The sequence below is a fragment of the Micromonospora sp. NPDC047187 genome, from assembly GCF_040643355.1.
GTDB classification, from domain to species: Bacteria; Actinomycetota; Actinomycetes; order Mycobacteriales; family Micromonosporaceae; genus Micromonospora; species Micromonospora salmantinae.
On sequence record NZ_JBEYUF010000010.1, the window covers coordinates 43,237 to 68,026 of the forward strand.

Below are 24,790 nucleotides of genomic sequence, written 5' to 3' on the forward strand. Positions count from 1 at the left end.
GGTTAGCTCCTTGTCTGAAGTTGCCCCTGGTTGGCTGCCCGTGCAGACTGCGAGCCCGTCCAACGCATCCGCCGCCTCGTCACCGATCCGCGGCTGTCGCTCTAGCTGGCGTCGGCGGCTTTATCGACGTCGACGAGATTATTCATGAGCCGTGACACGGACGCTCGGTCCCGCTCGACATCATTACGGGGAAGCGGACCCGCCTGGTGCGGAGCAGGCTGCTTCTGGCGTGCCTCGAATCGGTCGATCTTGCCTTGGACAACGACAACCTCGTCGTCGTCCAAGGTAACTTGCCCCCGTAGAACGAGGAAATCCAGCACGTCATCCATGGCTGCGACGTCCCAGTGCTGCAGGCGTTCTTCCTCGGCCCCGGCAAATTCGGACAGTCTTTCCAGCGCCAGTTCCACGAGTTGCGCTGCTGCGGGTTCCGCGGCTTCGTCCGACACTCGCTCCAGCATGGCGAGCGACTTACGAGCGTTATCGAAGTGACGATCAGCGATCACCTGGCAGAGGTCGTAGCGGATTTGGTTCGCCACATCCCGCTGAAACTGCCTGCTGTGGCTCGCAGGAATGAGCTCACTCTGCCGAAGTCGCTCGGCCAGTTCGACCACGTGCGGGAGGGGTTGTGAATGGGTGATGTGCTCGTCGGTCTGCCTGACGATGTAGCAGGCTAGTTCGCGTGAGTCTAGATCCTCGGCAATCCCGACGAGGCGTACGAGATGTGCCGCGAAGCTGTCGTCCGCCGGGGATAGGGACTGCTCGACTGTGTCCTCGACTCCGGCAAACATTGCCGCGACCTGTCGTGGATGCGCCCTGAGCTGAGCGAGGATATGCGTGCCGTCGGCCATCCCAGCTGCCTCCACGAGCCGGTACGCCTGCTTCACGTCGACGACCGCAGCGATCAGGGCAGGAATGTCGGCGCGTCCTGCGTTCAGGTGCCGTCGTAGGTAGTCGGCGATGGATGGGTTGTGGAAGGCGATCTCACCTACATCGATTCGCACCATCGTGCCATCGAGCACTTGGAGCGCGCCCCGGATGACTCGGCCATCGTTCGGCTTCCCCATCTCCGTGCGGTACCACGACCAGGATTCGCGCAGTTCCTCTACGGAGGCGCTCTCAAAGGTAAAGAGCACCTCTAGGACGTGCACTGCCCCCTCTTCAAGATCATTCTCGACGATGCGGTCCCAGATGCGCCACGGATCGGCGAGGTTTGCCAGAAGTGTCGCGGCGACGTCGTGGTCGTCGGAGCCGGCCAGCCGGAGAGTCTCTTCGATCGGACGGGGGTTGAAGTTCGGGTGCTCAACGATAGGCCGCCACACCGCCAGCTCGGCGAACCGCGCCTTCTGCGCCCTGGATACCGTGCTTCGATACACGTGGTTGTAGAGAATCTGACCGCGGACGAGAAGATCGAGATCGTCAAGGCGGACGGTGCTGGTGATGAGTGACAGGGCGTCCTTTGAGAGTTTGTCGTACTTACGGCGAGCCTCTTCGAGAATGTAGTCACGAGTCGTCATGATGAGTGCCTTGCCCGGCGTTTGGCGGATCCGGTGGATCAGCAACAGCAGCCGACGGTCCTCGTTCTTACTCAGTAGCCGGTCCAGCGTCGTCCCGCCGAGGAAGTCGTCGTAGACGAAGACCTGCGCTTCGTCCTCGCGCCACAGGTTGAGCACCTCTGAGGCATTCTCGGAGACCTCATAAAGCTGGTGACCGCGGCCCATGAGCCAAGCCGCAAGCATCATCGCCGTGGTGGTCTTCCCCACGCCGGGGGTGCCGGTGAGGATGCAGACGCGCTGATCTTCGAGCACGCGCCGGGCTCGTTCGAATCCGGAGTGGGGCACGAACGTAGTCGCCACGTGCGGTAACTCCTCACGGAGCCAGGAAGCCCGCAGGTAGTTCTCCTGATGCAGCACCCCCTGCAGTACCGCTGTCCCGCTCATCCAAAGGCGGAAATGCCGCTCGACGATGCCGGGTCGCTCGCGGAGGGCTGCCACGATGTCGTCGAGGCCAAAGATGTCGCCGGTGGTCTTGACGTAGGGATCGAATTCACGGCGGATCCGCTGCTTACTCGTATCAGTGAGCTCGACCGAAGTTGCGATGATGTACCGGTCGGGACGTGCATCGCGGACCTTGGGAAATTCCTCGTTGCGTAGATGACTTTCGAGCTTGGAGCGGCCCGACTTCCACCAGTGCTTGCATTGCACGATGGTTGTCGTTCCGTCGGTGGCCATATGCCGCAGATCGATGCCGCCGTCCGGCCCGCGCGGAAAGATTTCCAGCCGGAGGCCGAGAAGCTCACCGAACAAATCGCGACACACCTCTTCGAAGTCATGGTCGGTGAGGCGTCCGAGGTCAAAGCCGTCCATTCGCATCCTTCCTCGGGGCCCGAGCGGAGCTTTCGGTAGGGATTGTCTCGCATCGGGGCCCTAATACTCCAACGTCACTTGGCCTGTCTGCGCTGGTAGTCGGCTAGTCGGGCTCGGGCTTGGGATGTTCGTCGCCAGAGCGACCAGTGCAGGGCATGTGCTGGTGGGAGCGTCACGGCTAGGACGAGGGCATTGAGGAGTCGGCGGATTTCGGCGACAGTCAACGCGATGGTCTCCGGGTCGGTGTCGGGTTCCTGGGCGGCGAGGATGGTCAGGACGGCCAGGGCGAGCATGGCCAGGGTGTGAAGCGGTGCCCAGCCGGTCCAGCTGTGGACCTGGTAGTGGTCCAGGCCGACCTGACCTTTGCCGGTCTGGAACAGCTCCTCGATATTCCAGTGGGAGACCACTTCCCGGCGACGAGATGCCGGTGCCAGCGCAGCAAAGTGGGCGGGGTGACGAAGAACGTCGACCAGCGCGAGCGAGGCAGCAGCCGAGACAGGGATGACAGCACGGGCTCGGTCAGTGGGCTCCGAGTCCAGGCGTGCGACCTGGCGGCGGGGAGAGAGGACGGGCGTGTCAGATGAACTGTGGGTGAGGGGTGGCCCAATCGGGCGGGCAGGATGTGTCTTGCCTGTTCAGGGAGGGTTTCATTCATGGCAGTTATGGATGTTTCTCAGGAATCGGTGGACGGTGTTGAGTCGTCTGCGCCGCCGGCGGTGATCGTGGATAGCGAGGCTGCGGCGAAGGCCGCGGGACTGCTCGCTCCGGAGGCGATCGACGCGCTGTTGGCCGATGCGCGCCGCCGGGGCCTTCGGTGTGCACGAGGCCTTCGGCGCGATCCGGAACCGCCCAGGCAGCGACGCCGGCCGGCGCACCATCACCGTCAACCTCTGGCAGCCGGGGGCCAGCGCCGACGGGCCCGAACTGACCCACGCACCGGGAGCCTGGTGGATCGTTGGCCTCGGTCACCTCGGCCAGGCCTACGCCTGGGTGATGTCCTGGCTCACCTACGCCGACCCGTCCCGGGTCGAGGTGGTCCTGCAGGACACGCAACGCGTCGTGGACGCCAACCACAGCACCGGCCTCCTCACCCCGATGAAGCCGGTGCCGGTCCGCAAGACCCGTCTGGCCGAGGCAGTCCTCGAGCGGGCCGGTTACGACGTCGTCATCCTCGACCGGAGACTCGATCACACCAGCCGCGTCCTAACCGAGAACCACCATGTCGCGCTGCTCGGCGTCGACAGCCTCGACCCTCGCAGGCTCATCTCCGGAGTTGGCTGGAAGCTGGCCATAGACGCCGGACTCGGCGTCGGACCGGCCGACTTCAACGCCCTGCTCCTGCGCCGATTCCCCGCTCAGGTCCCCAGCGACGAGGTCCCCGGCTGGAAGGAGAACGTTTCGCAGCAACGACGTGCTGCCACGGCCGCCCTCGCCGACCTTGAGCGACGCGATCCCTGCGGATCGGTACAACTCGCCGGGACCGCCGTCGGCGCCGCCTTCGTCGGCGTCGTCACCGCATGCCTCGGAGTCGCCCAAGGCGCCCGCGCCGCCCTGCTTGGAGACGGCTTCGACGTGATCAACCTGCACCTGCAGACCGACGACGTCGATCTCGCACCGGCAACCCGCGATGTCGATGTGTTCGGGGGCCGCCTCTTGCCCATGAGTGACCGGTGCCCGGCCATCTCCGGGACGGCGGCGGGAGAAGGCAGTTAGGACATGGTGGCGAGGTGGCGCCCGGCGTCGAGGGCGGCGGCGCAGCCGGTGCCGGCGCAGCCGGTGCCGGCGCAGCCGGTGCCGGCGGCGGTGATCGCTTGGCGGTAGGTGTGGTCGACGAGGTGACAACAATGTGAAGCGAGCCCTAAGAATGGTTGACGAATGCCGATGACCGAAGTCGTCACGCTCCAACGGGGCCACGGCGACGACCAGGGAGGGGCATCCGGAACTGCCGCCAGCCCCACATCACCACACAGCAACGCCCACCAGCATGAGATCGTCTGCACGGTCATCCAACGGCGCTCCGGCTATAGGCTGCAGGCCCGCCCCGACCACACCGTCGGCATCGCGCCGTAGCCATAGCCGCCCCACCGCGGCGTCGCCGTCGCGGCGGGCGAGGACAACACGACCTTCGTAGAGGTCGAGTTGCCCGGAGGTGACGGGCTCGAAGACCTCGCCGGGCGCCTCCGTCACGAGGAATCGGCAGGTCGCGGTAAGTGCGGGCCCGACGTCCGAGAGCGAGACCCGCAGCGCTCCGACGGGTGCTTGGTCGTGCTTGCCGAGGAGGCGGCTGAGCACGTCCGCGGCCACGCCACGACGTAGCTGCTCGTGGTAACGCTCGTTGCGGAACACCCGCAGGCAGCGGTAGCAGCTGGTTTCCGGGCCGCATTCACAGTCGCGGACCCGCTGGAGGGCTTGGTCGAGGACGCCCCGCAGCCGCTCGGCGATGCGCCGGACGTGGCCGGCTCCGCCGGGCACGGTGTCGTAGAGCATGATCACGCTGCGGCCGGCTTCGGTTCGGTAGACCGTCGCGTCGATGTCGTCGCGGGAGATCTCGAGCGCGCGTACCGCGCCCTCGACTAGTGCGTACGCGACCGATCGCCAGGCGTTGTCCTCGACTCCGATCACGACCGCACCGTCGAAGCTCAGGTCGAGGACGTCCGTCTGATATTTGTGGGCTAGCGACAGGTTCTCCATGCGGCCACGGCACTCGCGGCCGCTGAGTGGACTCTGGTGGTCGACCCGACCGTCGATGGCCCGGTTGGCGAAGCCACAGGTCGCGCAGACGAGAAAGCCGCGTCCCATCGCGCCGTCGCTGATTGCTACCAGCTCGCCCCGTGCACCGGCCCGGATGGTGATTGCACCTCCGGCGAGGTCCAACTTGTCCGCGTAGAGCTCAGCGCCGGGCGACACGACATGGGTTGCGCCGTGCCAGGCCCGTCGCGGCGCACTGGTGGGTCGCCGGCCGGTACCGCGTGCCGCGACGAACCCGAAGACGGGAATGGCGTACTGACGGGGTACTCCAACGAGGGCGGCGCCGCAGGCCGGGCACTCTTGGTCGAGGCGGTCGATCGAGTCGCGGTAGTGGCCGCATCCGTCGCACACCGCGTAGTAGCGTCGCTCAAGGTCGCGTCCGGGCAGCCGGTACAGGCCGGCCGACTGCCAGACCAGTCCCCCGGCGACGACCTCCGCACCGGGCGCGTACTCGTAGATGGCCGACGAAAGGTCTCTAGACAGCTCCAGTTGCTTGGCGATGGGGGCGTCCGCGAAAGCCAGCCGCAGCTCGACGGTGTCGACGGGAAATCCGTACTTCGGCAGGACGTTTCGGTTGGCGAGCAACCCGAGCAGCTCGCGGCGAGTGATCGTGTTCATCACCCGGCCGTACCGCGCGGCCTTGTCGTCCTGCCGGGCGCTGAAGGCCTCCTGCCGCTTCTGCTCGTACGTGTCGACATCCTGCTGCAGCTCGGCCCGGACCGACTCCAGCAGGTCGACCAGCTGCTTGACCCACTCTTCGGAGTCGACGCCGATTATGTCGCGAACCTCGGCCGGCAGCACTTGCCGCAGCGAGTCGGTGACCTGCGGCGGCACCGGTGTAAGGAAGTCGCGGACCAACGTGACCGGGGCGATCCCGTTGTCACCTGGCAGGAAGAACTCCCCTGCTGTACGCCAGATGGTGCCGTGGAACCGGAATTGCTGCCGGAAGAATGCAGCGAGCGCGACGGAGTGGGCGTGCCGCCGATCGATGCGCACGTTGGTCAGGGGCACGTACGGCGCCCGGACCTCCCCGGCGATCATCCGGTCAGGCTCGGCGAAACGGGATAGGTCATGCGAGCGGCGCTGGGCATAGGTGAGCACGAGCGCGGCTGAATCGGTTCGACGGCCGGCCCGACCGGCCCGCTGGACGTAGTTCGCGGTGGTCGGAGGCATGTTGCGCAGCATGACGGCTTGCAGCTCACCGACGTCGACACCGAGTTCGAACGTGGTGGAGCAGGAGAGGGCGTTGACTTCGCCGCGGACGAATTGCTGCTGGATTTCAGCGGCTCGTTCGCTGGTCCACTGGGCGGTGTGTTCGAGGACGCGCAGCGGCACTGGGTTCATGTCCCGGTAGACGTTGCGGTAGTGGTCCGGGTCGGTGTCCGCAGCAGGGAGCGTCCATGGTTCGAGGTCGCCGGTGCAGGCCATGGTGGGGCAGGTGGCGCGCACGTTGAACGGGGTGAGCTTTCGGCACCTGCTGCACTGCCACATGCTCAGGCCGCCGGCCGTCGGCGTGCAGGTGATCAGGGCGGAGTCGAGTTGGTGGACCTGGCCGATGCCGGCTTCGGTGCCGGCGATCAGCCACTCGGCCTGTGGTCCCTTGGTCAGTAGGCGCCACACGCCCTCGAGCAGTTGGATCGGGTCGGCCTGTTGGTCTAGCCGTGCAAGCACGCGGGTCACGAAGTCGGCCCGCCGGTTGGTCCCCTTGGTCGGCAGCCAGCTGAGGACCTTGCGGCGGGCGTCGGAGCCGGTGCCGCGTACGTAGATCGGGCCGAGCCGCGGCTGGAACGCCTCGTCGCGGGGGTCCACTCCGTCGAGTGCACCGACGGCGCCCTGGAGCCGAATCGATCGGATCAACTCGGAGAGCAACGCCCAGACCTCTTCGTCGGTGAGGCCGAGGGCGAGTAGCGGCTGGGGTGGTAGCCAGGCGGGGTCGCGGGACATGTCCCAGGCGATGAGTCCCCTGCCCTCCAGGGAGTTGCGTTCGTCGACGCCGACGGCCTCGATCTGTGCCCAGAGGGCGACCTGCCTTTCCCGGGCCTGTCGGCTCTGCCGCCGTTCGAAGATGCCGTAACGGTCGGCTACTCGGGAGGTGTGGTAGATGACGTCGGTGAGGCGAACCTCGTCGTCGGCCGCCGCAGCGGCGACGGCACCCTCGTGGAGCAGCCGCCGGCGCTGCACCCGCTCGTAGGAGTCTTCGAGGTACGGCGCGAAGTACGCCGCGGACTGCCGGCTGTCGCTGAACAGCAGCAGCTTGCGCCCGCCGCCTCGTAGGCCCCGCTGGATGGGGTCAGAGGCCACGGGCAGCTTCTGATAGAGGGCGGTCGCGAGGACCGAGGCGGATGCTTCGTTGCCGCTGGCGAAGAGTCGGATCAGGCCGGCTCCGCGTCCCCCGCACGAGAGGCATGCGGTGAGCTCGTCGCTGCGCTGCCGTAGGAAACGTACGGCCCGCATGGCGCCGTCCGGGCAGCGCGGGCACTTGGCTGCCTTACCGATCTGGAACACCCCGCAGCGGGTGCACAGCGCGCCCAGCTCGCCGGCCGCCTGGGCGGCACCGCTGAACATCTCCTCGTCCTCGTCGGTCGCCACGTCGTCGACCAGCGCCATCCACACCTGCTGCTCGTCGCGGGAGCGGCGGGAGCGGAACACGGTGAAGGTGCCGACCCGCTCCAGTGTGCCCATGAGGTAGACGGTGCCGCAGCGGCGGCAGGTGCCGAACTCGAAGGCGGCGTCGCCGCATCGTCCGCAGCGCTCGTGCCGGGTCAGACTGACGTGCGGCCCGTTGGCTCCGAGGCAGGCGAATGCTCCTTCCGTCGCGCGGGCGAAGAGGTGGTAGCGGGCGGAGAGCACCGGGGTGCCGTCCTTGTCGTGCACGCTGTTGGCCAGGGCGACCATCGAGGCGGTCTCGGACGCGCCGCTACCGGGGAACAGGGCCTGGGCGACCTCGTGCAGCGGTATCGGCCCGTGGGCGAGTAGCGCCTTGAGCCGGCGAACGCGCTGCTCGTACGCCAGCGCCTCGGCGGGGTCGTCCCCGGCGTACCCGTGCTCGCGGGCGTGGGCCACGACGGCGCCGGCGGGATCCGGCGCGTTAAGCAGCTTCTCGTACGCCGCGGCGGGCAGGGGTCCCCACTCGGGCCCGGGTGGCAGCTGGACCCGGTCGGCGGTGATGACGTCCTGCCTCGCGTCATCGGCGGGGTCGTACTCGAAGGGGACGGGGAAGAGGGAGGCAGCGAAGTCGACCACGGCGGACATGTCGCTACCGACGGTCGCGCTCGTCGCGATGCACTGCACCGGCCGGCCCGAATCCACCCGATCGGCGAGTCGGCGCAGCAGCATCGCGAGCTCGGCCCCGCGAGCCCCGTCGTAGACGTGCGCCTCGTCGACGACAATGAACTGCCAGTGCCCGGCGTGCTTACCCTCGAACAGGTCCATGTCCAAGGGCCGCAGCAGCAGGTATTCGAGCATGGCGTAGTTGGTCAGCAGGAGGTGCGGCGGTCGCTGCTGCATCTCCTCCCGGCTGAGCAGTTCGTTTGGCAGCGGCTGCTCGCCAGGGTTCTGCTGCTCGAAGACCTCCACGGCCTCCCGGCGACTGCGGCGGGTCTCACCCGTGTACCGGCCAAAGGTAATGTCCGGCGCTTCGGCCAGCAGGCCCCGCAGCCGCTTCATCTGGTCGTTGGCCAGCGCGTTCATCGGGTACAGCAGCAGCGCCCGCACGCCAGGCCCGAGGGTGCCCGCCGCACGTTCGGCCATCAGCCGGTTCAGGATGGGGATGAGGAAGCTCTCGGTCTTGCCGGATCCGGTGCCGGTGGCGACGACGATGTTGCGCCCTGCGGTTGCCTTCCGGATCGCCCGCTCCTGGTGTTGGTAGAGCGGACGGTCCATGGCCAGCCCGGCGCGCAGGCTGGCGATGCCGGGATCGAGCACGCCCGCGTCGATGAGCTGCCGGGGCGTGGCGCTGGTGACGTAGGGCGGGGTCGCCTCGAGCAGCGGTCCCTTGGTGATCTCCTGGTTGATCGCGTCACCGATCGCAGTTTCGAGCGCGCTCGCGAGCCGGGGATCCTTCGGCTCCACGAGGGAACGAAGATAGCGCCGGTAGGTGGAGACGATCGCGTCGCTGGTGGCGAGGGGGTCGAGGATCATTCGGCTGCTCCGGCTCCGGTCAGGAGGAACTCCGCGAGGAGAAGGTCGATGGCGACGAGACGCGGCGCGCTGCGGGCGAGGGTCGCGTGTAGGGGAAGGATTCGTGGCAGCAGCCCGGCCGGGGCCGCGTGCCCTCGGGCGGCCAGCCGCGCCACGAAGGCGAACGCCAGCGACAGTGCGGGGAGAGCGAGCCACCCTCGAGTCGGGTTGCGGGCCTGCAGCGCGGACACCGCCCGCGGCCCACCGCACTCGGCCAAGGGCTTTTGCAGGGCGCGCAGCAGCCCCTCCGCGTTACTGGAGAGCCGTCCCAGGCCGGGCCGCACCCGTACCTCGAACAGGTGGCGGGCCGCAACCATCCGTTCGTCGGCGTCGAGCAGGCCGCCGGGGACGACGCGCATCGCCCGCCACACCCGGTCGCGTTCCTCGGCCGGCAGCATCGCGAACACCTCGGCCGACTGGTCGAACCTGCCGACCGTCTCGTGCGGATCGGGGCCGCCGGCGAGCAGATGTGCTGCCACTTCCCCGCACACCGCGGCGATCTGTTCGCCCAGATCGGCATGGGAGGCGATGTCAGGCAGCCGGTGGGCCGAGGCGAGCATTGCGGCCAGCGGGATCGCCGTCCATAGCCGCGCCTCGTCGGACGCACTGACGTACCTGTCGGGAGGCAGGGCGATCAGACCGGAGTGCACCAGGGGCGCGACCACCTGGTCGGCCGAGGCGCGGTGCTTGGTGAGCGCGGCCAGCGCGGCGGCGGGATGCGGGCGCAGGAGCGCTGCGGCGCCCCGAATGTTGGCCGTGACGCCCCGGGCATAAAGGTCGTCCGCGCGCGGGTAGAGGTCGAACAGCAGCGGCGCGATGTCTGGTCGGTCGGGCAGGGCACTTGCTCCGGCCAGGTATGCCGAGACCGCCTCACCCGCCGGGTCCTGGCCGGTCGGCTGCCACTTCAGCTCGGCGAGGTCGAAGGCGTTGTCGCGGCCGGGCCACTCCGGCCAGTCCGACGGCAACCACGGATCCTCGATGCGCAACAGCGCCACGAGGGGCCCCGCCGTGGTGACCCGCGTGGGCAGTGGGTCGCTGACCAGGTCCGCGCTGAGGCGTGCGAAGTATGGCGGCTCCCACGGCGCGTACACCTGGTACAGCGCGGCCGTCAGCCCTTCGGCCCGCACACCGTCGACCAGCACCAGCCGATCGTCATCGAGGTGCACCGCGCTGGCGAGGCGTCGAGGTACGCAGCGCGCTGCCGGGAAGTCCTGCCCATCAAAGCGGACGTCAAGCTGAGCGAGCCCGTGGGCGCCGACCGTGTCGGCGATGGCCGCGAGCTCAAACCGGGCCATCGGCTGCCCATAAGTCTCTCCGGACGGAACGGTTTGCAGCTCGCGGCCCCCGGAGCGGACGATCAACCGTGCGTCCGCCGCCCGCGGCAGCCGCACGAGCAGTTCGCCCTCTCCGATCGTCTCGGTGTCCAGACGCAGTGGTTGCAGGGACCATTCGCCGCGGCTGCCGCCGCCCAGCCGTTGGAGCGCCATGTGGGCGGGCGTGACCCGTGCAGTGGTCGCGCCGCCCGGGCTGTCGAGCTGCAGCTCGACAGCGGTGTCGGCGGGGCCCAGGTGGGTCATTGGGGGCGTGACCGACAGGTCGGGCAGGGTGGCGTCGGCCCCTACGGTGGCCGGTTCCAGCCCGTCCGCCGTGATCTCTCGCCAGGCGGGGTGGGAGATGACGGACAAACCCTCGGCGAACTCCAGCGTCCGGGCCAGGCCGCGGCCGAGCGGACCTCGAACGGTGATCTCGTAGGCGCCGACCAAGGGGCGGGCAAGGTCCCGCCACGGGTCGACCGTCGTGTCGTGGTTGGAAGAGAGGCTCTCGGTGTGCAGGAGCTGACCGGAGCCGGGTCGACGGATCCGGATCGACCAGTCGGTGCTCACGCCGGGCTCGGTCGGCAGGGTCAGCCGTGGGGCCGTCGCGATGACTGGTCCGCCGGCGAGGCTGCTCACTCCGGGCAATGGCTGAGCGAGTTGTAGTTGGGCGCGGCGGGCACCCTTGACCCGGCGCGGTACTCCGCGGCCAAGCCGCAGTTGCGACACCTGACGAAGGTCGGCGCGACGCAGCGTCCAGCCGAGCCAGCCATACGGGGCCGGCACGTCGTAGGTGTCGACCAGGTCGCCATCCACCTGCAGCTCGAGCGGCCCACCGCCGTCGCTCTCTTGCGGGTACAGCAACCAGACCGGCTCGGGCGGAAGGCCGGTGGTAGCCGGTACCCGCCGGCCGTCCTCGGTGAAGACCAACAGGGGATCTCGCGGGTCAACAACATCCAGCTCGTACTCCTGGTCGTAGCCGGCCAACTCGACAGTCACCTGACGCGCGGGGCGTGCGATGGCTACCACCGTTGCGGGTGCCGTCTCGCTGGTGCCAGGCCAGCGGGACTGGCTGACAATCGATTCGACCTCGCCATCGAAGCGCAACTGCCACATGACGCGACCGTCCGGCGCGTCGTGGACCGGCGGCAACCACACCATCAGGCCACGGCCGAACGGCTCCAACTCCAGGTGAGGGCGCTGCTGCGCCGCCACCCCAGCCGATTCCATGCGCTCTGAACTGCCCGTCCAGTCGAGCTGCTTCGCCTCCGCGAGCGCCTGAGCTCTTTCGATCAGGTGTGGGGAGAGTCCGAGTCCGTCGGCGGTGAACCCCGGCTGCCGCAGCCGTTCCAACAGGTCAAGGCAACGGTCGACAAGGTCCGCGGCGTAGTCCTCGCCGCGCTGGATGAACCGCTGCACCGGCTTGTCGGTCCCGTTCAGCCGCGACTCACGGCCCGGCGCGAGCGCCCAAGCGAGAAAGCTCTCGCCAGTGAGTCCGGGCTCGCGGGCCTGGCGGTGCAGGAGGAGATTCAACAGGTCACCGAGGCAGTACGCGGGGACCCCGGCATGCATGAGGATCTCACCGACGTAGACCTGCGGCAGACCAGGGAACCGGGCCAGCCGGAAGTGGTCGAGGTTGAGGCGGAAGGCCCTCCCCCAGAACGTCTGGTCAACCTGACCCGGCGCCTCGTTGTGGACGGCGCTCCAGTAGTCGCCGTGCTCGTACCCGACGGCACCGAGCCCGGCCAGTCCGACGACCAAGCACGCGGGGTAATGACGGGTGAGCAGCCGCTGTCGGTCGAGGGGGGCACTGAGCCAAAAGACTCGTCCCAGGGCGCGGATGACCTCTTTGGCGTGGTCCTCCGGTGCATCAATCTCGGCGACCAGCGACACCGCGCGCAGGGCTGGCGCCCACTCGTCTTCCCGGAGCCGAAGTATCTCGGTTGCGTGTGACACGGTCTCCCTCATGTGGATTGGGGTGGTCAGCGCGGTAGGGCGACTATGCAAGCAAGCCAAGGCGTCTTCAAGACCAAAGCATCGCCTCGGCGTCCGCCCTGCCCGATCGGTCACTGAGGTGGAACCGGTCGGCTGCAGCGGTGGACAGGTCAGATAGGACGCCGCACCACTCAGGGGAGTGCGAAGTGGCGGCGTTGACTTCTCGCGCGTGGCGGGCCGGTCGCCTGGCGGGCAGGTGGCCGGCCCGGCACGCGGATCACTGGATGGCGGCCGCGCCAGGCCGTGACCCCGTCGGGTCGGTGGGGTCGGCCTGCTCGAGTTGGGGTAGCAGTGCGGTGACGTCCTGGTGCCAGCCGCGGAGCTCCGCGACCGTGGGTGCGAGTTCGTAGGTGTGGTGGTGCATCGCGCGCGACAGGCCGTGCCAGGCGGTGCGGGCCCTCGCGGCTGCCTCGGCACCGGCGAAGGTGGGCAGAACGAGCAGTTGGTTGCGCATGGGGCGGTCGACGACGGAGGGGGCGACCCGATCCCAGTAGTGCCGCAGCCCTTGTTCGAGGGCGAGGCGGGTCAGGCAGGCGGATCCCCGTTGCCAGCAGCGGCGCATGCTGGACGGCGGGTGCAGCAGCAGCGCACTGGCAGCGCTCAGATACGTGTGTGGGCTCACGGCTGGCTCAACCTCCCCACCACCGCACGCGCGTCGGACACGAGCCCGGCGAGGTCGCCGGAGCTCCCGCCGTGGGCACCACGGTTGGCGAAGGCGACCACCCGCCGGGCTGCGGGGTGCAGCCGCTCCAGCGGCTGGTTCAACTCTTTGCCGGCCCGCCGGTGATCCGACAGGAGCGTCAACGCGAGGGTCGGTCGCAGACCATGCGCCTCGCTGATCGCCGCCTCGGTCTCCGCGATCGGCAGCCCGGCCCGGAAGTCACGGGTACGGATCCGCTCGTGGCAGGTGAATTCGAGGGCGTCGCGGATCAGGTTGCAGACGACCGGACGGCGGACCTCGTCGGCCATGTCGTCGTCGCGAACGATGGCCGCCGCGTCGTCGAGGTAACGCCGGGCGGGGTCGCCGTGCGCGTCACCGGTGACGGTGACCTGGGACTGCGCCAGTCTGCTGACGATGCGGATCCGGGCGTCGAGCTGCAGGTGTCGCACTGCGGCCGGAAGGCGGTCATCGTGGGTGAACACGATGACCTGCCGGTGCTTCGCCACCTGGTCCAGGACCTTGGCCAGCCCGTAGACCTTGGCCGGGTCCATGGACTGCACCGGGTCGTCGATGACGAGGAACCGGAACGGGCTCTCGGGCATCGTGGCACGGGGCAGGAAGAGCGCCAGGGCGAGCGAGTGCAGTTCGCCCTGGCTCATCACTCCCAGCGCCGCCCCGGGTACTCCGTCGACGTTGACCTTCAGGTCCACCCGCCGGTTGGTGCCGGTGCCGGCTAGTTGGATCGCGCCGAGGTCGACGTTGCTCTCCTGCCGCAGCGTGTTCCAGATCTCGGTCGCTTCCGCGGCCACCGGTGCGAGCTTGTCGTTGCGGATGCTCCCGCCAACCTTTTGCAGCCAGGTGACCGCGGCCTTCAGCGCCGTGAACATCTGGACGGACTGACGGCTCGCCTGTTCGGTGTCGATCCAGGCGCGGATCTGGTCGGCGAGCGGCTGCCAGGCGGCCTGCCGGCGTTCGAGCGCCTGCCGTGCTGCCGCCTTGACCGGCTGCAGGACGGTGGTGAGCGCGTCGAAGGTGACGAGCGCCGCCTCGGCGACCTTGTGCGAGTCGACCGACCCGATCAGCTCGGCCCAGTGCTGCCATCCGACCCGGGCGTCGCCGGTGTCCACCCCCTCGGCGGTGAGGTCGACGGCGAGTACGGACGGCAGCTGGGGCAGCCAGCTCCGCAACGCGCGACGCGAGCCCCGCTCGATGTCGTGGGCGTCGTCGAGGCGCTCGGCCTGCTCGGTGAGTCGTCGCAGCTGCGCCTGAGCCTGCTCGGCCCACGCCTCGTCCAGGGTGCGACCCCCGCACACTGGACAGGGCTGGCCCGGGTGGCTGTGGTGATGGCGCAGGGCATCGCTCAACAGCTTGGCGAGCGCCCGAGCTTCCTCCACCGGCGTGCCGGCCAGGTCGTCGATCTGTTGCAGCGCCCCACGGAGTCGCTCCAGCTCGCGTACCAGGGCGTCTCGTTCGGGCAGGTCGAGTACGTCGAGCTGGCGCAGCGGCACGAGGGTCGTGTCACTGGTCGGCTCGTCAGCGGTGGCCAACGCCGCAAGCTCGTCGAGGTCCGCAGCCTTGCCGCTGAGCGCCTGCTCGGCGCAACGGGCGCGCGGGTCGGGGTGGGCGGCGAGCGCGGTCCGCAGCTGTGGCAGCTGGGTGCCGGCCAGCTTGCGCAGGTCGTCCATCTCCTTACGCGCGGTCTTGAGCATGGTCTCGATCTCGACGAGGCGACCGAGGCCGAGGATGCGGTGCAGCGAGTCGTGCATCTCGCTGGGACGGCCGCTGAGCAGCCCACCGAGTTCGGCGTAGGAGAGGAACGGGCGGTACAGCTCCAACGGCTGCGCCCATCCGAGGTCGGCAACCGACTGCCGGGGCTTACCGGCGATCTGCAGGAACGTCTTGCCATCGTTGAGCCCTGCCTCGGGCTCCCAGTCGCGTTCGACGGTGGCGCCGTTGCGGTGGCCTTCGACCCCGAGTCGTACGTGGATGCGAGGGCTTTCGGTGGCGTGCAGGTTGCGCCAGCCCTCCTGCCAGACTGAGCTGCGGCCGGCCCACCGCTTGTTCTCACCGGTCATGGCGAACTCGGCGGCCTCGGCGAAGCTGGACTTACCCGAGCCGTTGCGACCGGTCACGATGGTCAGTCCCGGTCCGGGTACGAGGTTGAGCGTGGCGGTGGGTCCGATGCCGCGGAACCCGGTCACCTCGATGCTGGCGAGGTAGGTCCCGATCGGTTCCGGGGTTTCGGTGTCGGGCGACGGGGGTGCCGGTCGGCGCGGTGTCGCGCCGCCGAGCACCGAGGCGAGCTCGTCGCCGCCGAGCAGGGCGGCGATGACGAGGTCCTTGGCGGTCTCGGTCAGGTCGGAGTGGTCGAGGTGGTCGAGGATGAGCTGATCAACGGTGTCGGCTTGGGGGTCGGTGCTCATGTGGTGCCTCCTCTCATGGGAGGGGGGCGAGTGGCCGCGCCGGAAGGCGGGGCAGCTCGCTGCGTCGGCATGAGGAATCTGACCGGCCGGAAGGGCTGGGCCGGACATGAGGGTGGTGCGCCCGGGCGTCGACACCCGGACAGGAAGCATCGGCGGCAGCCGAGGCAAACCTCGACCCGCTCACTGAAAGCGACACTAACACACTCGGAACTGAAAGCGGTGTCAAACCGTTTACACGCCCCACAGGTCGTGTAGAGTGATCCACGAGCAGGACGATGCATGAAATGACAGGACACCGATGCCCAGACATGCCCAGGTGACCGCCGCCGAGATCTCCCGGCTGGCCGGGGTCACGCGCGCCACCGTCAGCAACTGGCGTCGGCGTCACCCAGACTTCCCGGCCCCAACCGGCGGCACGGACACCAGCCCTGCCTACGACCTGGCCGCAGTCCAGGGCTGGCTTGCCGCGCGAGGTCAACTCCCGGCCACTTCACCCGCCGACGACCTGCGTACCGCCATCCGCGCCACTCAGGCTGGCACCGGCGCGCCGACCAGACTGCTACCGCTGGTCCTGGCCGCAGCCCAGATGACCGACAGCGACCTGAAGCAACTCGTCGACCTTCCCGACAGCCAACTGCCCGAGCGGGCGTTGCAGGCGATCCGGCCACACGTCGCCGGGATCCCCGGGATTGCCGACCTGACGTACGACGCGGCGGACGCGGCGCTACTGCGAGCGCTGCTGCACTGCGTCGCGGACGAGGGAGCATTGCGGGCCGCGGACGTTCTCGCGGAAGGCGACCTCGACGCAACCAGCGCTGGCGGCATGTACGACACTCCCGCGCCGGTGGCCGCGCTGATGGCCGACCTACTCGCGGAGCCGGGCGAGCCGTACCCGACAGCCGTCTTCGACCCCGCCTGCGGTGCCGGTGGCCTTCTTCTCGCGGCCGCAGCCCGCGGGGCAGGGAAGCTGTACGGCCAGGACATCGTCCCCGTGCAGGCCGCGCAGGCCGCCGTACGCCTCGCCCTTCAGGCTGGGGAGACCACCGCTGAGGTGAGCGTGCGCGCTGGCGACAGCATCCGTGCCGACGCGTTCCCGGCCCTGACCGCCGATGCCGTGCTCTGCGCCCCGCCCTACGGCGACCGCGAGTGGGGTCACGATGAGTTGGCGTACGACGCACGGTGGGAGTTCGGCCTGCCGGCGAAGAGCGAGTCGGAGCTCGCCTGGCTCCAGCACTGCTTCGCACACCTGGCAGAGGGTGGACGCGCTGTTCTCCTCATGCCGCCAGCCACCGCCGAGCGCGGCTCGGGCCGCCGGATCAGAGCCGAGATCCTTCGCACCGGCGTGCTTCGGGCCGTCATCGCCCTACCGCCCGGGGTCGCGCAACCCCTACACGTCGGCCTTCACCTGTGGGTGATCGAACGCGCACAGCCGCAGGCCACGTTGCCGCTGAACATCCTCATGGTGGACACCGCCACGCCCGATGTCTCCCGGCCCGACCAGCCGCCAAGCAAACGCCAATCGTTGGACTGGCCCGCGCTGCGCGACGACGTACTCAAAGCGTGGAATGACTACGATCGGCATCCAGACAACTTCGATCCCGTTCCGGGCGTCGCTCAAGCCGTTCCCATCATCGACCTGCTCGACGAGACGGTCGACCTCACGCCCGCCCGTCACGTCCGGACCACCCCAGTGCCGGCGATGCCAGAGGAGCTCGCCGCGATCGGCCACGAACTGCGTGCCAGGCTACGGCGGGCAGCCACGGGGTTGATCACTTTGAGCGGCGGCGAGGCCTGGCCGCCCGTCGGCGCCGCTCCCCTGTCTTGGCGCACCGCCAGCATCGCCGACCTCCTACGCGGCGACGCGCTAGAGCTCCTGCGGGTGCCGGCGACGATTCGCAGCTCAACACCCGTCGCAACAGACCCGTCCGCGCCGCCCACCCTGACCGCCCGAGACGTGATGTCACACAGCCCCGCTTCCGGACCCGCCGAGGACGGCACCTCGGGCACCGAGATCGAGATCCGAGATGGTGACGTCATCCTTCCGGAACTGCTGCAGAACGGCGCTGGCATCGCCCGGGTCGCCGACGCCCGCGACGCCGGCCTCCACCTTGGTCGGCACCTTCATCTCCTGCGACCTGATCCCGCCCGTCTCGACCCGTGGTTCCTGGCCGGCTTCCTGGCCGCCGAGGAGAATTTCAGCGCCGCATCGTCCGGCAGCACCGTGATCCGCCTCGACCCGCGCCGCCTGCGAGTGCCGCTGCTGCCCCTCGCCGAGCAGCGGCGCTACGGCAAGGCATTCCGCCAACTGAACGCCCTGCGTACGGCGGCCGACATCGCCAGCCGCCTCGCCGACGAGACGGCCGGCACCCTTGCGGCGGGACTCGTCGGCGGCGCACTGCAACCACCCGGCGCCGAGCAGACGCCATCCTGAACCTGACCCGACTCCCCCGCCCACCCCAGCACCGGCTTTTCGGAAGGACCCCGTTGAACAGCAGCAAGCACACCGAACTGGCAAACCACGCCTGGTCGGTAGCCGATCTCCTCCGCGGCGACTACAAGCGGCACGACTACGGCAAGGTGATCCTGCCGTTCACCATGCTGCGCCGGCTGGAGTGCGTCTTGGAGCCGACCCGGGAGAAGGTGCTGGAGACGAATGAGAAGTTTGGCGGCCAGGATGTCGATGTGGCCCGCTTCCTGCGCCGCGCTTCCGGCCACCGCTTCTACAACACCAGCCGCTACACGCTGAAGTCGATCGCTGGCGACCCAGGCCAGGCGGAGAAGCACCTGCTCCAATACATCGGGGCGTTTTCCAACAACGCGCAGGAGGTGCTGCACCGCTTCGAGTTCCCGCAGCAGATCCGCCGACTCGATGCCGCGAACCTGCTCTACCGGGTGGTCGGCCGTTTCGCGGACCTGGACCTGCGGCCGGTCGAGCGGGACGAGCACGGCCAGGTGGTCACGGACGAGCGAGGGCAGCCCAAGGTCGTCGTCTCCAACCACCAGATGGGGTACGTCTTCGAAGAGCTGATCCGCCGCTTCGCAGAGGATTCCAACGAGACCGCAGGTGAGCACTTCACCCCGCGCGAGGTCATTGAGCTGATGGTGAACCTCTTGGTCGCCTCCGACGACGACGCCTTGAGCGTCCCGGGCGTGGTGCGGACAGTCTTGGATCCGGCGTGCGGTACCGGCGGCATGCTGAGCGCGGCCGAGGAGCACATCACCCAACTGAATCCGTCGGCGACCGTGCAGGTATTTGGGCAGGAGCTGAACGCGGAGTCCTGGGCGATCTGCCGCTCCGACATGATGATCAAGGACCAGGACCCGGAGAACATCAAGTTCGGCAACTCGTTCAGCGACGACGGCCACCGCGGCGGACACTTCGACTACCTGCTGGCCAACCCTCCGTTCGGGGTTGAGTGGAAGAAGGTCAAGGACGAGATCGAGAAGGAGCACGACGAACTCGGTGAAAGCGGCCGGTTCGGAGCCGGCCTGCCCCGGATCAACGACGGCTCGCTGCTCTTCCTCCAGCACATGATTTCGAAAATGAAATCGGTCACCGTCGATGGCAAGGGCGGCAGCCGGATCGCGATCGTCTTCAACGGCTCGCCGCTGTTCACCGGCGCGGCCGATTCTGGCGAGTCACGGATCCGCCAGTGGATCCTGGAGAACGACTGGTTGGAGGGGATCGTCGCCCTGCCGGACCAGCTCTTCTACAACACTGGCATCTCCACGTACTTCTGGATCCTGACGAACCGCAAGTCGCCCGACCATCGCGGAAAGGTGCTGCTGCTTGACGCCCGGGACTACTTCGCCAAAATGCGCAAGTCCCTTGGCGACAAGCGCAAGTACCTGACCGGCGAGCAGATCGGCGAGATTACCCGCCTCTACACCGAGGCGCTGCACGTCGCCGACGACCCCGAGCACCCGCTACACCAGAAGGTGAGGGTCTTCGCTAACGAGGACTTCGGCTACCGCCGAATCACCGTCGAACGGCCACTCAAGCTCCGCTTTAAGGTCGCCGAGGAAACCCTGACCCAGGTACGCGAGTCCAAACCGATCCAGAAGGCCCTCGACGTCGCCGCGTTCGAGACCGCGCTCAAGCCGCTGATGGGACGATCGTGGAGCACTAAGCGGTCGGCCTGGGACGCGATCCGCTCGGCAATGGCCGAGGCCGGCGTGCTTTGGCCGACCGGCGCCCCCTTTCAGAAGGCGCTGCGAGAGATCATCGCCGTCCGCGACCCGGAGGGGGAGGTGCAGATGGTTAAGGGCGAGCCCGAGGCCGACCCGGAGCTGCGCGACTACGAGAACGTGCCGCTACACGAGGACGTCGACGAGTACCTCCGCCGGGAGGTAATCCCCCACGTTCCCGACGCCTGGATCGACCACACCAAGACCAAGATCGGGTACGAAATCCCCTTCACCCGCCACTTCTACGTCTACAAGCCCCCGAGGCCCCTCGCCGAGATCGACGCCGAACTTAAGGCCCTCGAAGCCGAGATTCAGACCCTCCTCGGCGAGGTGACCGAATGACGAGAGCGAGCGGATTGGTGTGGGCCCCGCAGATCCCTAATCACTGGGACGTCGTACCACTGAACTATGTTGCAAAGATGGGCACGGGCCACACCCCCGACCGCAACAAATCGGATTACTGGCAGAATTGTTCCATCCCTTGGGTGACAACTCCCGATGTGACCAGGCGGCCGGATTCTCTCGCTCCACTTCTCGAGACCGAACAACACATTAGCGAGTTAGGGATGGCAAACAGCGCCGCCGTCCTTCACCCTGCCAATACCGTGATGCTATCCCGCACCGCTTCGATAGGATATAGCGTCCTTATCGGGCGCCCGATGGCGACGACACAAGCATTTGTCACTTGGACTGCAGGAGCAACGCTTGATGCCCGGTATCTTCTACTTGTTCTTCGAGCGATGGATCCAGAGTGGCGTAGGCTGGCATATGGCTCAACGCACCTCACGATCTACATGCCAGACCTGGAGACTATCCGCATCCCCCTCCCCCCCTTAGAAGAACAGCGACGCATCGCCGACTTCCTCGGCACCGAAACTGCCCGCATCGACCAACTTCTTGCACTCCGTTTCCAGCAGTCCGCGATTCTAAGTAGTCGTCTTTCGCAAATCATCGACGGCGCGACAGCGGCCAACGTTGATGCGTTGAATGCGATTGGGATCAGCGCGTCCGTGGAGAACTGGAGGATGAGCAAGCTGTCGCGCCTCTGCGAGATCGTCCCAGGCTACGCATTTCCTAGTTCTGGATTCCTAACCGACGGTACTGGCGTACGTCTCCTCCGAGGAATCAACGTTGCGCCCAGCGCGATCTCCTGGCGAGAAGTTGTTGGCTGGGATGTTGATTCATTCCCAGTACCGGACAGGTTCCACCTTCGCGCCGGCGACCTGGTAGTCGGCATGGATCGTCCATGGATTTCTGAAGGCGCCAGGGTTTCGCTCGTTTCCGAGATGGATCTTCCGGCGTTGCTGCTGCAGCGAGTAGCGTGTCTGCGCCCCAGGGGCCCTATTGTAATGCCGTACGCGTACTGGGCCCTCAGCTCCACACATTTTCGACTCTCCGTGGAGTCCGAAATGACGGGCGTCTCGGTGCCTCATCTCAGCGGAGAACAGATCGGCAGGTTCGCCTTCCATCTTCCGCCAAGCGGGCTGCAGCTTCGCATTTCTGATGCCCTTGCCTGCGAGGCAGAACAGACGAACCAACTGAAGGCCGCCATCTCCCGGCAAGTCGACCTCCTTGCCGAACGCCGTAGGGCGTTGATTACGGCGGCAGTGACCGGACAGATTGATGTGTCGACGGCGAGTGGGCGAGGAATTGAGGACTGAGTCGCGATGAGCCCCATCCATCACGAAACCGCGTTCGGTGACGCGATCATCGCCGATCTCCTCGTTAACGGCTGGGGGGAGGGGAATAGATCCGACTACCGCGCCGAGCTTGGCCTTGACACCAGCCAGCTCTTCACCTTCATCGGGGCGACTCAGGCGCATGACTGGGAGAACCTGGTCACCTACTACGGCGGGGACCGGGACGCGGCCCAGCGCGGGTTCGCCAAACGGCTCGACCAGGCGATCGCCACCGATGGGCTGCTCGACGTACTCCGCAAGGGGGTCAAGGACCATGGAGTGCGATTCCGGCTGGCGTACTTCAAGCCGTCCTTTGTGGAGTCGAAGGCGATCCTGGCCGACTACCGTAAGAACCGGCTCACCGTGGTCCGGGAGTTGGAGTACGCGACCAAGCAGGCTGACCGGGGCAACCGGCTCGACCTGACCCTCTTCCTCAACGGCATCCCCATCGCCACCGCCGAGCTTAAGAACCCGCTCACCGGCTCCGGGGTGGAGCACGCCAAGGAGCAGTACCGGACCGACCGCGACCCCACCGAGCTGATCTTCTCGCGCCGGGTGGTCGCGAACTTCGCAATCGACCCGGACCTGGTCTTCGTCACCACCCAACTGCGGGGGGCGCAGACCCGGTTCCTGCCATTCAACACCGGCAGCGAGGGACCAGGGCGTCCCGGCGGTAAAGGCAATCCGCCCGCCACGGAGTACGGGAAGTACGCCACCTCCTACCTGTGGGATGAGATCTGGCAGCGGGACAACTGGCTCGACCTCTTAGAGCGCTTCGTCCACCTGCATCAGGAAAAGGTCGCGGGCGGTCGTACTCGAAAGACCTTGGTTTTCCCGCGTTATCACCAGTGGCATGCGGTGAAGCGGCTGACCGCGCACGCGGCCCGGCACGGTGCCGGACACAACTACCTGCTGATGGCGTCAGCTGGCTCCGGTAAGTCGAACGCCATCGCCTGGCTCGCCCACCGGCTTTCGTCGCTGCACACCTTGAGCGACCCGGCGGCGCTCGACCCGGACGCGCTTACGGCCGGCGTCAAGCCGGGCAGCCCGGTCTTCGACAAGGTCATCATCATCACCGATCGGCGGAACCTAGACTCTCAGCTTCGGGACACCGTCGGTAGCTTCGAGCAGACCGCCGGGCTCGTCGTGAAGATTGACGAGAAGCGCGGCGCGAAGTCGGAGCAGCTTGCCAAGGCGCTCTCTCAGGAGACCGGCAAGATCGTAACGGTCACCCTGGCCACCTTCCCGGCCCTGAGGGATTACCTTCAGCGCAATCCGACCGAGATCCGCGGCAGCCGGTTTGCGATCATCGTGGACGAGGCGCACTCTTCGCAGGCGGGTGAGGCGGCCACCGACGTGCGGCGGGTGCTGCGCGACCTCGGTCTGGACGTCGAGTCCGATGACCCGGGCGCGACCAGCGCCGTCGGGCCGCGCACCACCGAGGAGAAGCTGGCGGCGAGCGTCCGTAAGCGGCAGCGCAGCTCGAACCTTTCCTACTTCGCCTTCACGGCCACGCCGAAGCACAAGACCCTGGAGCTCTTCGGCACGCTCGGCGAGGACGGCAAGTACCACCCGTTCCACGTCTATTCGATGCGGCAGGCGATCGAGGAGGGCTTCATCCTCGACCCGCTGCGCAACTACGTCACCTACGACACCTACTGGAAGCTGGTCAACGCGAACCCGGACGAGCGGGAGGTCGACTCGTCCAAGGCGAACAAGGAACTCGCCCGGTACGCGCTGACCCACGACTCCACCGTCGCCCAGCACGCGCAGATCATCGTCGAGCACTTTCGGGCGCACACCGCCGGTCGGCTCGGCGGTCGGGCCAAGGCGATGGTCGTCACCGGCTCCCGGCTGAGCGCCGTGCAGATGTCCCGGGCCATCAAGCGGTACCTGGACGATCGCGACTACCCGGACCCGGGTGTCCTGGTGGCCTTCTCCGGCACCCTCACCTACGAGGGCGCGGAGGTCACCGAGTCGAAGGAGAACGGCGGCCTGCCGGAGACCGTCCTACCGAAGGCGTTCGCCTACACCCGGGCCGACGACAAGACCGCCCGTGCCGGCACCGCCGCGGGCCAGCGCGAGTACCGCATTCTGGTGGTCGCGGAGAAGTATCAGACCGGCTTCGACCAGCCGCTGCTGACCACGATGTACGTCAACAAGAAGCTTCATGGTGTCTCCGCGGTGCAGACGCTGTCCCGGCTCAATCGCACCGCCGACCGCAAGAGCCAGGGTGACCTGGCGGTGCTGGACTTCGTCAACGACGCCGAGGAGATCAAGGAGGCGTTCCGGCCGTACTTCGAAGAGGCCGAGACCCTCCCCTCGGACCCCAACCTGCTCTACACCGCGCAGAGCCGGGTGATGTCCGCGCAGCTGCTGGTCGAGGCGGAGATGCAGGAGTTCGTGGAGGCGTACCTGGCGGCTGAGGAGCAGGCCGCCGGCAACGCGGCGAAGTGGGAGAACCTGCACGCCGAGCTCTACCGGCACCTCCAGCCCGCCGTCGACCGCTTCGACGAGCTGCTGGGCGGCCAAGACGAAGCGGACTGGGAGGCCGCTGAGACGTTCCGCGGCGACCTCACCGACTACGTCCGCAAGTACGGCTTCCTCGCCCAGATCGTCCCGTACGCCGACTCGGAGCTGGAACGGCTCTACCTCTACGGCCGGCATCTGCTCAACCGGCTGGGTCGGCGGGGCGACGGGGGCGTCGATGTCGGCGAGGTCGACCTCAGTCACCTGCGGGTGGAGAAGACCGGCGAGCACGACGTCAGCCTCGACCCGGAGGGCGCCGCTGAGATGAAGGGGTTCGGCGACGGCTCCGGCGGGGCGAAGGAGCCGGAGAAGTCCCTGCTCTCCGAGCTGGTCGATCGGTTCAACGAGCGGTTCGGCACCAGCTTCACCGACGATGACGTGGTCAAGCCGTTGAACGAGGCGATGGCCGACCCGAAGGTCCGCCAGGCCGCGGTCGCCAACGACGAGGAGAACTTCGGCCACGTCTTCGGGCCGGTCTTCGAGGAAAAGATGATGGACCACTTCGAGACCGCCGCCGACCTCGGTCGCCGCTACTTCGGTCCGGAGCCCGACTTCCGCAGCTCGCTCAACCGCAGCGCCCGCAGCGCCGCCTGGCGACTGATCCGCCGGCAGGAGGGGGTCGTCGACGACGAGGCGGCCTGACCCACTGATGCCGTCGCGGCACCAACGTGACACGCCGCGGCGGCAACCCTGGACGATGATCGGTTCGACC

General features: G+C 67.7%; 11 protein-coding genes and 1 pseudogene. 5 read left to right on the forward strand and 7 right to left on the reverse strand.

From position 1 onward, the window contains the following. Window positions 1-101 precede the first annotated feature (101 nt). Window positions 102-2,363, reverse strand: a complete 2,262-nt coding sequence (locus tag ABZ794_RS17980; RefSeq protein ID WP_357516382.1) for a restriction endonuclease — start codon at window positions 2,361-2,363, stop codon at window positions 102-104. Window positions 2,364-2,437: 74 nt separating this feature from the next. Further along, window positions 2,438-2,764, reverse strand: a pseudogene (locus tag ABZ794_RS17985) (IS701 family transposase); the annotation flags it as partial. 391 nt (window positions 2,765-3,155) lie between these two features. Between ABZ794_RS17985 and ABZ794_RS17990 the strand changes: the two are divergent. Continuing rightward, a complete protein-coding gene (locus tag ABZ794_RS17990) occupies window positions 3,156-4,076 on the forward strand; it encodes a hypothetical protein (RefSeq protein WP_357516384.1) in 921 nt (306 codons plus the stop codon). Here ABZ794_RS17990 and ABZ794_RS17995 read toward each other — a convergent pair. The 5 genes from ABZ794_RS17995 to ABZ794_RS18015 form a co-directional block, all read right to left on the reverse strand. Then, window positions 4,073-4,261: a hypothetical protein gene (locus ABZ794_RS17995; protein ID WP_357516633.1), complete on the reverse strand. Its 189-nt coding sequence runs from the start codon at window positions 4,259-4,261 to the stop codon at window positions 4,073-4,075. The genes ABZ794_RS17990 and ABZ794_RS17995 overlap by 4 nt on opposite strands. Window positions 4,262-4,322: 61 nt before the next feature. After that, window positions 4,323-9,251, reverse strand: coding sequence for a DEAD/DEAH box helicase (locus ABZ794_RS18000; protein ID WP_357516386.1), 4,929 nt, complete (start codon window positions 9,249-9,251; stop codon window positions 4,323-4,325). Further along, window positions 9,248-12,364 (reverse strand): hypothetical protein, encoded by a 3,117-nt coding sequence (locus tag ABZ794_RS18005; RefSeq protein WP_357516388.1) that lies wholly within the window; start codon window positions 12,362-12,364, stop codon window positions 9,248-9,250. Before ABZ794_RS18005 ends, ABZ794_RS18000 begins: the two co-directional genes overlap by 4 nt. A 451-nt stretch (window positions 12,365-12,815) precedes the next feature. Next, entirely contained in the window at window positions 12,816-13,220 is a 405-nt protein-coding gene (locus ABZ794_RS18010; protein ID WP_357516390.1) for a hypothetical protein, read from the reverse strand. Then, a complete protein-coding gene (locus tag ABZ794_RS18015; RefSeq protein ID WP_357516392.1) occupies window positions 13,217-15,682 on the reverse strand; it encodes an AAA family ATPase in 2,466 nt (821 codons plus the stop codon). Before ABZ794_RS18015 ends, ABZ794_RS18010 begins: the two co-directional genes overlap by 4 nt. A 298-nt stretch (window positions 15,683-15,980) precedes the next feature. Here ABZ794_RS18015 and ABZ794_RS18020 point away from each other — a divergent pair, with 298 nt between their 5' ends. From ABZ794_RS18020 to ABZ794_RS18035, 4 genes are read left to right on the forward strand one after another with little or no spacing between them, the layout of a single operon-like run. After that, complete coding sequence (locus ABZ794_RS18020; RefSeq protein ID WP_357516394.1) at window positions 15,981-18,113, forward strand: N-6 DNA methylase; 2,133 nt, start codon at window positions 15,981-15,983, stop codon at window positions 18,111-18,113. A 53-nt stretch (window positions 18,114-18,166) separates the two neighbouring features. After that, window positions 18,167-20,212, forward strand: a complete 2,046-nt coding sequence (locus ABZ794_RS18025) for a class I SAM-dependent DNA methyltransferase (RefSeq protein ID WP_357516396.1) — start codon at window positions 18,167-18,169, stop codon at window positions 20,210-20,212. Beyond that, window positions 20,209-21,531: a restriction endonuclease subunit S gene (locus ABZ794_RS18030; RefSeq protein ID WP_357516398.1), complete on the forward strand. Its 1,323-nt coding sequence runs from the start codon at window positions 20,209-20,211 to the stop codon at window positions 21,529-21,531. The genes ABZ794_RS18025 and ABZ794_RS18030 overlap by 4 nt, the downstream gene beginning before the upstream one ends. Before the next feature lie 6 nt (window positions 21,532-21,537). Further along, entirely contained in the window at window positions 21,538-24,720 is a 3,183-nt protein-coding gene (locus ABZ794_RS18035; RefSeq protein WP_357516399.1) for a type I restriction endonuclease, read from the forward strand. The last annotated feature ends 70 nt before the right edge of the window (window positions 24,721-24,790 follow it).